General features: G+C 41.4%; 14 protein-coding genes. 5 read left to right on the top strand and 9 right to left on the bottom strand.

Translation table 11 applies throughout. The features are described 5' to 3' along the window. The first annotated feature begins 247 nt into the window (after window positions 1-247). Window positions 248-880, top strand: coding sequence for a hypothetical protein (locus tag T344_RS0126915; RefSeq protein WP_027631277.1), 633 nt, complete (start codon window positions 248-250; stop codon window positions 878-880). Window positions 881-954: 74 nt separating this feature from the next. Here the strand turns inward: T344_RS0126915 and T344_RS0126910 are convergent, their stop codons facing one another. The 4 genes from T344_RS0126910 to T344_RS0126895 form a co-directional block, all read right to left on the bottom strand. Continuing rightward, on the bottom strand, window positions 955-1,698 hold the full coding sequence (locus T344_RS0126910; protein ID WP_027631276.1) for a hypothetical protein: 744 nt from the start codon (window positions 1,696-1,698) through the stop codon (window positions 955-957). 198 nt (window positions 1,699-1,896) lie between these two features. After that, complete coding sequence (locus T344_RS0126905) at window positions 1,897-2,325, bottom strand: hypothetical protein (protein WP_027631275.1); 429 nt, start codon at window positions 2,323-2,325, stop codon at window positions 1,897-1,899. Between the two features lie 78 nt (window positions 2,326-2,403). Further along, window positions 2,404-3,168 (bottom strand): DUF4367 domain-containing protein, encoded by a 765-nt coding sequence (locus T344_RS0126900; RefSeq protein WP_027631274.1) that lies wholly within the window; start codon window positions 3,166-3,168, stop codon window positions 2,404-2,406. Continuing rightward, window positions 3,158-3,733: an RNA polymerase sigma factor gene (locus T344_RS0126895; protein WP_027631273.1), complete on the bottom strand. Its 576-nt coding sequence runs from the start codon at window positions 3,731-3,733 to the stop codon at window positions 3,158-3,160. Before T344_RS0126895 ends, T344_RS0126900 begins: the two co-directional genes overlap by 11 nt. 507 nt (window positions 3,734-4,240) lie before the next feature. Here T344_RS0126895 and T344_RS29475 point away from each other — a divergent pair. After that, window positions 4,241-5,068: a hypothetical protein gene (locus T344_RS29475; RefSeq protein WP_051572329.1), complete on the top strand. Its 828-nt coding sequence runs from the start codon at window positions 4,241-4,243 to the stop codon at window positions 5,066-5,068. A gap of 99 nt (window positions 5,069-5,167) precedes the next feature. Here T344_RS29475 and T344_RS30140 read toward each other — a convergent pair whose 3' ends face one another. From T344_RS30140 to T344_RS0126875, 3 genes are all read right to left on the bottom strand, one after another. Continuing rightward, window positions 5,168-6,172: a phage tail tip lysozyme gene (locus tag T344_RS30140; protein WP_051572327.1), complete on the bottom strand. Its 1,005-nt coding sequence runs from the start codon at window positions 6,170-6,172 to the stop codon at window positions 5,168-5,170. A 140-nt stretch (window positions 6,173-6,312) separates the two neighbouring features. Then, the gene (locus T344_RS0126880) at window positions 6,313-6,720 is read right to left on the bottom strand and encodes a phage holin family protein (RefSeq protein WP_027631272.1); all 408 of its coding nucleotides are present in this window, start codon (window positions 6,718-6,720) and stop codon (window positions 6,313-6,315) included. A 12-nt stretch (window positions 6,721-6,732) separates the two neighbouring features. Continuing rightward, complete coding sequence (locus T344_RS0126875) at window positions 6,733-7,272, bottom strand: RNA polymerase sigma factor (protein ID WP_027631271.1); 540 nt, start codon at window positions 7,270-7,272, stop codon at window positions 6,733-6,735. Window positions 7,273-8,033: 761 nt separating this feature from the next. Here T344_RS0126875 and T344_RS0126865 point away from each other — a divergent pair. Further along, on the top strand, window positions 8,034-9,053 hold the full coding sequence (locus T344_RS0126865) for a WD40/YVTN/BNR-like repeat-containing protein (protein ID WP_027631270.1): 1,020 nt from the start codon (window positions 8,034-8,036) through the stop codon (window positions 9,051-9,053). Window positions 9,054-9,189: 136 nt separating this feature from the next. On the opposite strand, the gene T344_RS29465 is transcribed toward T344_RS0126865, so the two are convergent. Continuing rightward, window positions 9,190-9,522 carry a Fur family transcriptional regulator gene (locus tag T344_RS29465; RefSeq protein ID WP_242842152.1) on the bottom strand — a complete coding sequence of 111 codons (333 nt, stop codon included), beginning with the start codon at window positions 9,520-9,522 and terminating at the stop codon, window positions 9,190-9,192. 16 nt (window positions 9,523-9,538) lie between these two features. After that, window positions 9,539-10,045 carry a catalase gene (locus T344_RS0126855; protein ID WP_340140774.1) on the bottom strand — a complete coding sequence of 169 codons (507 nt, stop codon included), beginning with the start codon at window positions 10,043-10,045 and terminating at the stop codon, window positions 9,539-9,541. Between the two features lie 713 nt (window positions 10,046-10,758). On the opposite strand from T344_RS0126855, the gene T344_RS31440 reads away from it, so the two are divergent. After that, entirely contained in the window at window positions 10,759-13,548 is a 2,790-nt protein-coding gene (locus T344_RS31440; protein WP_084331362.1) for a chitobiase/beta-hexosaminidase C-terminal domain-containing protein, read from the top strand. 117 nt (window positions 13,549-13,665) lie between these two features. Continuing rightward, a partial coding sequence (locus T344_RS29450; protein ID WP_034863384.1) for a carbohydrate-binding protein occupies window positions 13,666-14,012 on the top strand: 347 nt, incomplete at its 3' end.

The following is a 14,012-nucleotide window of genomic DNA, read 5'->3' as shown; positions in this document are numbered from 1 at the left end:
TAGGAGAAAAATTAATTTTGTATCGGTATTAAGTATTCGCAACGTCAAAATTGAATTACGCAATATTGTGGTGGCGATTATATTCCATATCACTGCCAATGTTTTCAATGAGATTTCTTTTTTGCAACTTAATGTTGCGGTTTCGGTTACTTGGTTGTCTTTATAATGTGAGGATTGTTAAAATATTTTGCGTATTTCTTTAACCCATGGGCGTGAAAAACAAGAGTTTATTAAGGGAGGTGTTGTTATGATAAGTTTTAAGAAGGTAGGTCCCTATCAGCGGCTTTTGCTTTTTATATGCCTGTTTTTATTTTTTCTTTTTATCATATACGTCAGCATCCATTTTGGCCTGCAAAGCCGTAAAGCCGGCATAATTGCATATCCGAAGGATTTTTTGACAATGCGTTGCTTAAACCCAGCCAATGATAACGCCGAGGATACCCCATTTGTTTATGCGAACGGCCAAAATGCCAATGGGCCGTTTCGTATCGTCTATTATCGTGACTTTGATACATTTGAATTAAAGTATCCGTCGGGCGATTGGACTGCTTTGCAAACAGTATACAAAGACGGGAATTATGTCACAAGTATAGGTATATCTGTTGGTTCCGGCAAAAAGGATGTAGTAGCGGCTTACAAAAAATACGGCCTGGAAGAGTATAATATCAGCAGGATAACATCAATGAATTTGCGTTCGCTTGACATTGTTTTGCAGGGTATTGACCCGGCGGATACTTTCCTCTATGTGGACAATCATAATATTTTTAACAATTCTTATCGAGGTACCGATTATTGGGGAAGTCTTGAGGCTATTATCTTCATTTTGGATCGGAACAGCGTGGTCGTAAAAATCGTGAAGGTTGCCCCTACTTCGGGTTAAAACCAATTTGTTAAGGGGAAGTCCAGGGTAGGACTCCCCCTTGGTTTTTTATAAACAAGCTATGGAAATCAGTACTAGGAAACGTAAGGAATCAGATTGTTCAGCAAGATGGTATAGTTATAATAATTTTTTGCAGCTGAGTCTGTATATGCTATATCGTTCCAGGTCTGTTTGGCATCTTTTAGATCTTTTGTACTATCTCCTATCGTTATGGTTCCAGTATGCGGGCCATCGGAACCATTAGAATGGGCGTAATAGATTTTAGTCACAATTCCACTGGAATTTTTGTCAACTTGATAAATGACAAGCACATGTCCGCCGTTATCAGACCTCATTGTACAACCAACCACCATATCCTGGGCCCTTGTTTTTTGTACTCCGTTGCTTGTACTTGTAAGATTGCTGGCGGATACTCCGTTTGCATAGGATACCTTAAATTGAGAATAAAGTGCGCCTTTTGTCATATCATCAGTGGTATTTGGTTTTGTGGATTCATTCAGCACAAAATAGACCAGGCCTGAACAATCCATTCCATAAGTTTTCTTTTCACTATCGGGCGCGGAGTTTATCTCGGATTGTATGGTGGCTGCTGATTTATTCCAATGTCCGGTTTGGGTATTGAAATATTTATTTCTGATAGCGTTTTGAATATCCGCATATGAGCTTTTGCCCCCATAAATTCCATCATGGGATTGAAAGTAGGGTAATTTCAGTTTGATTGTTTCCGGCATTGTTGCTCCCGCCGGGATAGTTGATCCGGTTACAGAAAAATTGGTATAAAAGCTCTGATAAGTACTGACTAATTCTTTGAAACCCATAAAATATCACCTTTCTTTATAATAGATTTTGAGCTGTCTTTAATTGATAGAGATAATTTGGACGTAACGGATTAATAGTTGTCCAAGCTTTTAAACCGTATCATCTGTCAATATTCGCTCACTTCATATAATAAAGAAAGGGTATTAAAGGATTTGTAAACCTGTATTTATAAAACTTTGATTCAAAAAAATATTTCCTTAATAGGTTTTTTCAGCAGAATAAAGAGATTCTGTTTCCAATAGAGTACCTGCGGAACTATAAACCTGAACAGTTGAGCATACTCTATATGTACCTCCTGTGACGTAATAATCACCCTGAACAACCAAACCTGGGCCTACGGCACTGCCTGTCCATATTTTGACCGTTGGCCAGGAACCGTTGGTATTTCTTTGTAATGTGACAGTCAGATTCGCTTTATATGTAGTGCTTGCAACATCAGCAGACCCTGTACAATGTGCTTTCCCGGATGCATCAATACCAAGCCCGGCGCTCATTTGCCATATATGCTGGAATTGGGGTGACATTACGGCTTTGGCTGCCAGGCTGCTTTCAGCTGCTGCGAATGCCGGGACTGCTAATAGGAACACCATGAATACCGTTAAACAAGTGATAACAATTTTTTTCATAACAGTAAATACCTCCTTAAGTTGTTCTCTATAATACAAAGACAACCAGGAAGGTATTTTGCAACAGTATTTTAAATTTTATTTTACAAATTCTACGCCTTCAGCTATTTTGATTGCTTCAGCTTTATTTATCTGACCTTGGATACTAAAAAGATGATTATCTATTGTCCACGCTATGGAAGTCACAGAATCCTTGATTGAGAGCGTTCCGTCGTGTCCGTTTATATTTACTTTTTCTATAAGTGAAGCTCCTTCTGTGTCTACTGCAATAGTGTTTGTCGAATCGTATTCGGTATATGTAATAAGTGAAGTTTTATCTAAATTTTCAAATACCAGTTTTTTAATAGAGTCAGTATAAGTTATGCTGCCGACCTCATAGCCATCAGGCATATATGTGGGAACATAAGCATTTGTCCAATTTACAATTAACTGCTCGGCACCTTGAGTTTTGTTATTATCATTCAATTGAAGTGATGTATACTTGGGCTCTATGCTTATCAGAAAATTCAGGACTTGAACCCGGAATGCCTGAACACTGACAATCATAGCAGAGATGGATATTATTACAGCCATTAAAGCAATAGCAGTTCTCTTGAATATTCTTAAAATATGAGAGTCTTTTTGAGATTTTTTCAAATGCCGTAAGTGCTCATCCAGTAACCTGGTAAATCTCTTTATACTTTCTGGTGACGGAAGGTTTTGGGGATCGGTTTTAAGCTGTGTATTTTCCTCAAGGAATATTCTTCCGTCTTCTCTGGCCAGGTTATTCATTGCCAGAGAGAATAAACCGTTTTCATATACTTCATTAAGTTTATTAATCTCTTCCGGATTGTTATTTGGCATTATAGCTCGCCTCCCTTTGAATAAGCTTTTTAGCGTCCCTCCGGGCACGCGTCAAATACTGCCGGATGCTGTTAGGAGCAATTTCAAATATTTTTGCTATTTCCTCATCTTTCATTTCGAGTACATATTTAAAATATAATAAATCTTTTTTCCTTTGAGGAAGTTTTGAAACAGCATCACTTAACAAATCCAATTCTTCCTGACGAACAAGTTCATAACCTGAATCGTTTTCAAGATTGGACAGATCACCTGCAATATCCATGTCGTCACTGTAAAATATGTGTTTTTTCTCAACCTTTTTATGCTTTATATAGTTGATTGAAATACTCCTAACAGTATAGACAACATAGGTGGTAGTTTTGCAACTATCAAATGTGCGTATTAAAGAAATTTTTTCGATAAGTTTGATAAACGCATCATTTATTAAATCTTCAATATCTTTATTATCATGTGTTATGCTAAAAATAATTTTTCGGGCAAGACTATAATAATTCTTATAAAGATCGAGCACTAAGGCCCTGTCACTTTCTTCAAGTTTCGTGATTGCAGCTAATAATCCTATCATTTGGTTTATACCCCCAGTCTTTTCACAGCAGAAAATTGCATCAATTTATCCGATTTTTCTCTAAATAAATTATTTAAATCGAAGTTTGTCCTTGCTTTATTGTCTAATTATCCCTCCTGTTATTTTTATAATGGTTTACATGGATCCATAACCCTAATTATACAAAATTATACAAATTATTGATACTGTATAAATTGAAATATCAATAACCTACATTGCTCCTGCACCGTATTTTATGGGAAAGGAAAGGCAAAAATAAAAAATATAAAAATATTTTTACTTTTGTTGTTGCATTTTATCTGCATTGTTGTCTTTATTTACATGAAAGTATGGTAGTTCTTTTACATATTCAAATATCCTTGCAGGGTTAATATTTTGGAAAGCAACTGTATAAACCGGTTAGAAGGTAAGAAAAATGGAACCAAATGATATGCCTAGTTGTCTAAAGTATAGTGAAAGATATTATTATTGCTTTTATTCAGACTTTAAATATAGGAGTGATTGTAAATGAAACATGTACACTTTTTTAGGAGAGCAGCAGCTATCCTGTTATCGTCTGCGCTTCTTCTGGTTTTTAGCGCCTGTTCACAAAACGGCGGTGCTTCGGGCGCATTTGCCGGTTCTGCAGCGTCTTCCGACGAAGCTGCTTCTTCATCTGCCGGAATTTCGCTGCCTGCGCAGTCAGGTACATCAGCGGCGGCAACCACAGGCGCTGCCCCGGCAGACAGCAGTGAAACGTCAGCTGAAGTCACGCTGCCGGGTAAATCACCGTTGAGCGCGTATCAGTCGGTGTTGCAAAACAAGGCAGAGTTCTTCAGTACCGATGCCAACAAAAATTTGAATATCAGCCAATTAAACCAGGCTGTTAGCGATGACAGCGGCGTTACTGCAAAAGCGGCAAAGCTTGCAATGGTTGATCTGGAAAACGACGGTACACCGGAAGTTATTCTTTGGCTGGTCGTGAATAACAACGATTATTATGGGTTCGAGGTTTTACGTTATCAGGATGGAGTGGTCTATGGCTACACTTTGCCGTATAGAGCTTTTATGGATTTAAAAGCTGATGGAACATTTTCTTTTTCCAGCGGTGCGGCGGATTATGGATTCGGCACGGTGAAATTCACGGAAAAGGGTTACTCGGTCGAGAAGATAAGCTATTGTGAATCCGGTTATGATTCCAACAATAATCAGAGCATTTCATATTTTGTCGATCACGAAAGTGCCGCTGAAAATGATTTCCTGTCGGCTATCAATAAGCAAAGTGAGAAGACAGGGGTCACATGGTATGACTTTACAGATGACAATATAAAAACAATGCTTGCTAATTTTAAGTAAACTACATGAGTTTGTCCCGAATCAAACCGAAGCTAAAACGGCAAAAGCAAATTCCGGTGTTAGCACCGGAATTTGCTTTTGCCTATAAACAGTATTGGCTTAGAGCGAGTTATACCAATTAGTCGCATACGTGGCTCTGGTATTTAGGCCGCTTGTACCATCGGCTGATCTTTCATAATGATCGTGAAAAACTTTAGCTAAAGTTCCTGCGTCAAGAGTTGATGCTTTGAACTGGGTGAAAGTCATTCTATAACCGGTATGATCCATACTTCCACCTGCTGTTGGTGCAAAAAAGTCGCCTCTGGTCGTACAGCACCAAATCAGGCACGCCAACTCCGCATCCATGAGTTTCTTGGGATCGCTGTTTGTCAGAGCGTTGATTGTTGTGGCATTTGCAGCGCTTATCACACCTGTATCAACCGCCCGATTAAGAAAGACTGTGGCCGGTGTCCATTGGACTAAACCATAACCTGAACCCGTATTGTTTAATACCTGCCAGATTCCAGGGTTAATGCCGCTTTCCTGCTGCATATTTCCAAGCACACCGCAAGCGGCTTGTTTTGTGAACCCTTGGCCTCTTAGATAGTTATAAACGTATCCGGCGTTTGCAGCCCTTTGCGCCGTACTAAGTGTTGAACTGCCAGCACAAACTGAAGCGTATACGGTGCCGGAAGGCGGTGTAACGGGATAAGCGTCGTAGCCGAAAAGATACTGCCAGGTGGTCGGACCGACAACACCATCGGACGAAATCCCCATCTTCTGCTGAAAAGTTACCGTGACGGAGGTGGAGCTGCTGCCGAAAGCTCCGTCCACAGTAATGCTTTCGAACTTACTTAACAGATACTGCGCTGCTCTGGCTGCGTAGTTGTTAGTACCATTCCGCACCGTGACAATCAGTGCCGACAGAGTGTTCGGCCCTGCTACGCCGTCGGGCGAAAGGCTTTTACTTCTTTGGAAGTTGATTACAGCGGTCTGAGTGCCTGAACCAAAACTTCCGTCTATTGTGAGAGAATACCCTTGGAAAGTCAGCAAGCACTGTAAAGCGCTCACGTTTTTTCCTGAACTTCCTGTCTGTAAAACAGGCCAAGCTGGAGTTGCTGCCATAATTATTACCTACTTTCATAAATTTATTGAAGCACCTCCAAAATGTCGCGCGCCGTCTCAGAAGCATCTTCTGTAAGATAGAGAGAAAGATTTATGCAAAATGTAAACTATACCTGCAAACTTTTGTTAATGATTGTTAACTATTTACTGTTATCGCTTTTGTTTAGCTGCCGTAGGATAGCTTTAAGCTTTTGAGGTAACGGCAGACCTATTTTGCCTGCATTCTCAATTATGCTGATACCTTCGTTGGACAGATAAAACATTATTATCATTGTTCTGATAGAACTTCCGGAGTTGATAATATTCTGATCAATAATATTGCCCAGGGCGACCAGAGCAAATATCATAACCTTTTTGCTGATACCTTTAAAGCCTGTCTCACTCGATACTGTCCTGTTATGAATCGCAACCAATACACCGGTAATATAATCGATTGCGACAAAAGCAATGAGAGCATATATAAGAGAGTCAAAAGCGCCAAAGAGCCATCCGAAAACTCCCCCCGAGAGCGCAAAGATTATTTTAGCCTTATCCAACACTGAGTCCATAATCTTGTCCTCCTAAAGCTTGTCCGAAAAAGCATTACGCAGTTTTTTCAATGCTCTATTTTTCATCTGATTAACAGCTTGTCTTGAAGTACCATAGAAATTTGCGATTTCTGTTACTGTGTAACCGGTGAAATAAATCATACTTATAACTGCCAGTTCTTGTTTTGTTAATATTTTTTGGATGAACGATAATTCATAATTGTATACATCATTAGTTGAGGATATGGATTCAACATAATATAATTCATTTTCATTTAAGTCTGAATAAAGCAGAAGTTTCCCAAGTCGTTTGACTTCTATCAATCTTTTTATATAACTGCTGTGAACTGAAGTGCATATGTAGGAAACCATGCTTCCTTCACTTTTGTTATGGATATTTTTGATCTGCATATTATGCAGCAGCTCGATAAAATCAATAAGGAGATCATTATAGGCATCATCATAAGAAAGCTTATAAGCGTATTTCTTAAGCAATGGATTGAACTTTTCCACAAGCATTAAAGTGGCATCGCCGTCCCCTCCTTGTGATTTTTGGATAATATCGATAGTCATAATGCATCCCACCTTTCAAGTGGTAAGGAGATGGGATGCTTGGATTTGTAAACATATGAGCAAGAAAAATTTAATTTTTCGGCATCATTGTCACCTCCATAAAAATTAAAAAGCAGGACATTACGACAGTTCGACCGTAATACCTGCTACAATTTTTTGATTATCGAAATATAATGGATGCAAGTTTATCCTTTGCCTTAACAAATTTTCAATTTTGTAAATCCAAATTTTATAAACGAAAGACAGTTATATAGTAAATTAAGGTAATTATGTAAATATATACCTTATAGAGGGCGCAGAAGGGTCATATCTTGAACGGCGAGGCTGTAAGAGTATGGGACGGTCTGCTGAGTTAGCCCTTGTCCATGTTCTTTTATCAACTTATCCGGATTATTTGCTTGCCCATGTATTTTGCTTTTGTGGTAATTATCCTTTCAATAAAAAAAGACAACCTTACATGCTTTTTGCAACAAAAAATATGAATATTTTTCATGTAATGTAAATATATGTAATGGAACATGAAAAGAGTTTTTCCTGTTTTGCTGTAAAAGGCGGGATCGGAGAAAAGCCTTGAAAATGCTGGATTTTAGCTGGATTTCTACTTGTAAGAATGGTATGATATAATCATCAAACAACAGGAGAAAACCAGTTTGGAAGATGATAGATTGTTAATTTAAAATAATTTTGAAGATTAAGCAGGAAACCATTTGTTGGCTGAAGAAGTTTCTTTGATATTATATTTTGGCAGGAGGATTTATTCCATGAGCAAAAAGTGGAACGGCAGAAGTCTTATTATATTGGCTATTACCGCACTTCTAGGGACAGGGTTACTGTCGGGCTGCGGATTTAATACGGGTAATGTGTCAAACGGCGGCGCTTCAGGTGCCATCTCAAACGCAGCGGCAAGTGCGGATGCAGAGCAGGATGAGGCTGCTGCCGCCTTTATGAAAATTGAACCTGCTATACTCAAAAAGATGCAAAACTCCACCTATACTTATGTTGAGGGGAAACTTTCTTTTAACATCGGAACTGATAAGTCCGATTTTCCGCCAAGGTATGCTTCTACCATCTTTAACCCCCATGTGGATTTCATGCCGAGCAGCATTTTCGTATCCGCCAATAAAATAGCCGTAGTCCGAACACCTGATGACGACAGTATTGTGATCACATACAGCGATGATGACGGAAAGACCTGGCAGGATTCAGATACGATCCATACCGGGCAGATTCCTGATCACTCTGTAGCCGATGCCGACTTTTTAGGCAAGAATGAAGTTGATAATCTGTTAAGCATTTATGCAAACTTTCCGTCAAAGGACACGGGCTTTCTGATCATTGGCTCCGGAACCACGATGGGGACACAATATACATTGGCACTCTTCAAATCAACGGACGGCGGCAAAACATGGTATGCACTTGACTCCAACATTGCTTTTATACATGGTTTTCCAGTTACCGGCATGTACTTTATGGACGACAAAAATGGGTTTATAGTGCAGAGCGGTGTAAATGTTAAAAAGGCAGAAATCTGCCAGACAGTTGATGGCGGTGTTACATGGTCAGCTAACGAATTACCTGTCCCGGCAACGCTTGTCGATGATCTCAATGCCCCAAGTCTCACAGCCTTGACGCCATATTATGCTTCAGGCCAATGGGTTCTTCCCATGTTTATTCGACCGGACACATTGATTTATTTCAAATCAAAGGAACAAGGGAAAATTTGGTCATATGATCCCACAATGGACATTAAAATTAATAAATTTTTATCATCCAGGGTTTAGACACTAGCTGAAAATAGCGTTGTAAGGAATTTTCCTTACAACGCTATTTTATTGCTTTGGTTTGTCTGTGTTTTAGCTGTGCTGAGATTTATGCTGACAACCCGGACAACGTCCCTCAAAAACCGTGCGATGCCTCTCAATGACATAACCTGTTTTTGAGGCCAAATTGCTGATCCAATTCCGCATGATAGGATAACGGCACATCACACACCGCACCGCATTCGGTACACAGCAAGTGGTAGTGAAAATCCAGGCGGCAGTCAAAGCGATCTGTGTTGGATACCTTTACGTGGAGGAGTTCTCCGTTTTGAGCCAGAAAGTTCAGATTCCGGTATACAGTACCGCGGCTGATCTTATCGTTGATGGCTCGAACATCCAGATAAATCTGATTCGCACTGGGATGGTCGCAGCGCTCTCTAACCGCATCCAAAACCAGCTGGCGCTGTTTGGTATTTCGCTGCTGCTTCATAAGGGAACACTCCTGCTCAGTCGTGATTTGACTGCATTGTGCTCGAAAGCGTTGCCTGAATCAAACCGTTATTATCCAGTTTGGAGAGCTCCTTGACCTTATCCATACACAGACCGGCAGCCTCGGTAAAACGTTCGCCGTACTCGGGATCAGCCAAATAGCAGTGGACCGCATGGCGGTACTTGATGTTCTCGGTAACGGAAGCCATATCTCCGGCGGTGTTTTCGATAAGTATCTGCTTCTTGTCTTCGGTCAGTACCCGCCACAGATCGCCGCCGTAGTTGCCGTCTGCACGCATAGCACCATCACGGTGATACTCATTGACCTCCACCTTGGCACGGTTAACCGGGACATGGTTGTAGTTTACACCCAAACGGTAACGCTGTGCGTCGCCGTAGGAAAATAATCTTCCCTGCAGGAAACGATCGGGGCTAAAGCCGATGCCGGGAACCACATGAGCGGGGGTAAAGGCCGACTGCTCGACCTCCGCGAAATAGTTTTCCGGATTGCGGTTCAGCTCCAGCTCACCGACCTCTTATATGAGTTTGTTAATGATATTTATTATTTAATAGGACTTATTACTATTAACGTTCTACGGGAAGAAAATTTTGTCAATAAAGAAATCTCAGGCAAGTACTTTTGACAAGTATTTAAAGGGTGTTTTCATAAAACCGTTCAGCAAGAATAGATAGACCACAGTCATACCGTAAGGCAGATAAAGATAACAGGCTGATATGGCTTTTTTATGTCACCAAAATTTGCCAACAAATGCCAAGATTGTCTACTAGTCTTATGGAAAAATTAAAATATAATGGAAATAAGATATAATATTGGAAATAATTATATTGATCCTTGGAAATTTTTCATATCGAATCCAATCTTTTATTTCAGAGGGAACATGTAATTGAGCTTATCCCAATTGTTCTATTATCATTTGCTGCAATTAATATAATTATCTGTAACAATACGGTACCCAACCTAATTTACTCAAAAGCGAATCAGGTACTGCAGTTAATTATGGTTTTGCATATTGCATCTGTGATTAACTTTGAGTCAAAGTGTGTTTATTCAGCTTAAGAGGCCTGATCCACAAATTTAAAATTCTATCGGGGAGGTGAGTCATTTCATTTAAATCAGGGTATTGAATTTGTGTTTGCAGTATATCCTTAGATTCCTGTCAGGGCCATTTTTTGAGCTGAGTGAATATAAAACAAAGAGTAGAGAGGAGTAGAAAGTATGAAGAAAGACTTAAGAAGACTACTGCCCCTGGTTCTTGTGCTGGCTATGTTATTTACTCTGCTTCCTATGGGAGCTTCCATGTCCTCGGCGGCCAGCGGTAAAAACTTTGTAGTATACTTCCCTAACTGGGGCATGTATAATGCTGCACATATGTCAATGAATGTCGGTATGATTCCATGGAACAAAGTAACCTGCATCAATCATGCATTCTTTACTATCGATACAGGTTATAAACTTGTTTCGACCGATGAATATGCGGACTTCCAGGCTACCTTTGCACACTCCGAGGGCTGGGATCCCGGCATGATAAGGGGACACTTCGGAGAGTACAAATATTACAAGACACAGTATCCGAATGTAAAGGTTGTTATCTCGGTCGGTGGATGGACAAGGGGTGAAAACTTTCACGCAATGGCTCTGACACCATCAAGCAGAGCAATATTCATTCAAAGTGTCATAGATTTTCTGAAAAAATATCCCTTTATTGATGGTGTGGATCTTGATTGGGAATATCCGGGAGTCAACAGGGCTAAAGACCCTAATGATCAGTATGACAGAGGATGTCCCGGAGGACCTGAGGACAAGCAGAATTTCACAGCATTGCTGAGGGAAATCCGCCAGTCATACAATAATAACGGTATGTCCGGTAAGCTTCTTACCATAGCCGCACCAGGCGGTTATGAAAAAGTTGATTTGACGGAACCCAATGTATATTCTCAATATTTGGACTGGTTAAATATAATGACCTATGACATTCATGGAGCATGGGATACCATTACAAACCACCAGTCGGCAATTTACAAGAATCCAAATGATCCATCCGGAACTTCACCGGTTGATATCAAGAATAAATACAATACCGATTACATCATGAAACACTACAGGGATACATATAATATTCCTGCATCCAAACTTAATGTAGGTTCACCTTTCTATTCCCGCGGCTGGAAAAATGTAGTTGCCGGTACGGGTACAAACGGCCTGTTTGCCACAGCCAGCGGTGCCCCAGTGGGTAACCTTGATGATCCCGGCAGCCCCGGAGGCCAGAATTCCTATGCCCAGATGAAGGTGCTGGAAAATACTCCAGGCTATACAAAATACAGAGATTCAGTATCTCAGGTTCCCTGGCTTTATAACAGCTCTCTGGGTGTTATGTATACATATGAAGATGAAACCTCTGCAGCCGCAAGATGTGATTATGTCATCAATAACGGTTTTGGCGGAATTATCGGCTGGGAAATTTCCTGTGATACTTCCAATTTCTCATTAACCAATACAATATCCGGCAAGCTTGGCATAAACAGCACCACACAGGTGGCAGCGCCGGTCTTCAGTCCTGCAGGGGGAACGTATACATCTGCACAAAACGTAACCATTTCATGTGCAACAGCCGGTGCCGTCATAAGGTATACTACCGATGGAAGCGAGCCTACTGCCGCATCGGCACAATACGCAGGTGCTATCAATGTAGCCGGTACTACCACCATAAAAGCCAGGGCCTTTAAATCCGGCATGAATGATTCGGCTGCGGCTTCTGCCACATATAATATTCAGTCAGCTCAAACGGTAGCTGCTCCTGTATTCAGTCCTAACGGAGGCAGTTTTTCTGCTGCACAGAACGTAACTATCTCCTGCGCAACAAGCGGTGCCACCATCAGGTATACCACCGACGGCAGCGAGCCCAGTTCAACATCTACAATGTATACCGGTCAGATTAATATCTCAAGCAGTACTGTCATTAAGGCAAAAGCCTTTAAGGCGGGTATGAGTGACTCGGCTGTTGCAACTGCTGCCTTTACTATTAACGGAGGGAATGAAGGAGTCGACCTGGGTAATCCTGCAGGTGCTCCGGCAACAGGCTCAATAAGCCACAACAACTGGGATGGTGATGGAGTATACGATATTACCATGAATATATGGTGGGGTAATAATGCAACTTCATGGACGGTATATGAAAACGATAAAATTGTACTCTCCGGAGCACTTCAAGGAAATTCACCCAATGCTCAGACAGCAGTTTACAGCGTATCGGGGAGAGCAAACGGTACCTATACATACAGAATTGATCTTAAAAACAGGTTCGGTACAACCTCAACCAATACCATAACAGTAAATGTTACAAATGGCGGTACTGTTCAAACAGTGGCCGCACCTGCCTTTTCACCGGCAGGAGGAACCTATGCCACGGCGCAGAATATTACTGCTTCCTGTGCTACCGAAGGAGCAGCCATCAGATATACAACCGATGGAACCGAGCCTACAGAGAATTCAGCCATATGGAGCGGAGCTCTCACAATAACCCAGACTGCAACTATCAAGTTAAAAGCTTTTAAAACAGGGATGAACCCATCTGAAACCGTAACAGCCGCCTATACCATTCAGAATAACCAGGCTGTTGCAACACCTGCCTTCAGCCCTGCAGGGGGAACATATTCATCAGCACAGAACGTAACCATCTCATGTGCTACAGCAGGTGCTGCCATCAGGTATACTACCGATGGTTCCACACCGACTTCATCCTCCGCACAATATACAGGTCCAATATCTGTTACGGGTACTAAGACAATAAAGGCAATTGCTATGGCAGCAGGCATGAATAACTCAGCCGTTGCAACCGCCACTTACACCATCGGCAGCAGCGGTTATCCAGCCTGGGCTCCGAATACTGCATACAGCGTGGGAACCATAGTGTCTTACAACGGAAGCAACTATAGGTGCCTGCAGGCACATACCTCCCTCGCAGGCTGGGAACCATCCAATGTCCCTGCTCTATGGCAGCAGGCATGAACAATTTTGCCATAGCTTCAGCTATCTGCATAATGATGCATTGAAGTAGTACGGTTAAAACCTGTGGCTTGTCTCATGAATGAGCCATGGAAAAATAAAATACGAGGAGGTCTGAAAATGACTAACAAAAGGTTTTCTTTTAAGGCTCTGTCACTTATGGTAGTTTTAGCGGTAATCATATCCGCATTTTGCGCCGTCATACCGGCGAGCGCAGCCGCCAGAGGAGCCTGGACTCCGAATACCGCATATGCGACAGGTGATACGGTAACCTACAGCGGGAGTACTTATACCTGTATTCAGGCACATACTTCCCTCACAGGCTGGGAACCACCCAATGTTCCCGCTCTATGGGAGAAAGGCGGCGGAGGGACAACACCACCGCCAGCAACAAACGGAGTGACATTCTATGCCGATATAAACTATGGGGGAACAGCAATAACACTTGGAGTGGGCAATTATACACT

The sequence above is a fragment of the Ruminiclostridium cellobioparum DSM 1351 = ATCC 15832 genome (genome assembly GCF_000621505.1).
GTDB lineage: Bacteria > Bacillota > Clostridia > Acetivibrionales > DSM-1351 > Ruminiclostridium > Ruminiclostridium cellobioparum.
The sequence above is the reverse complement of the archived record's forward strand: the minus strand, read 5'-3'. Positions and strand labels throughout refer to the sequence as shown.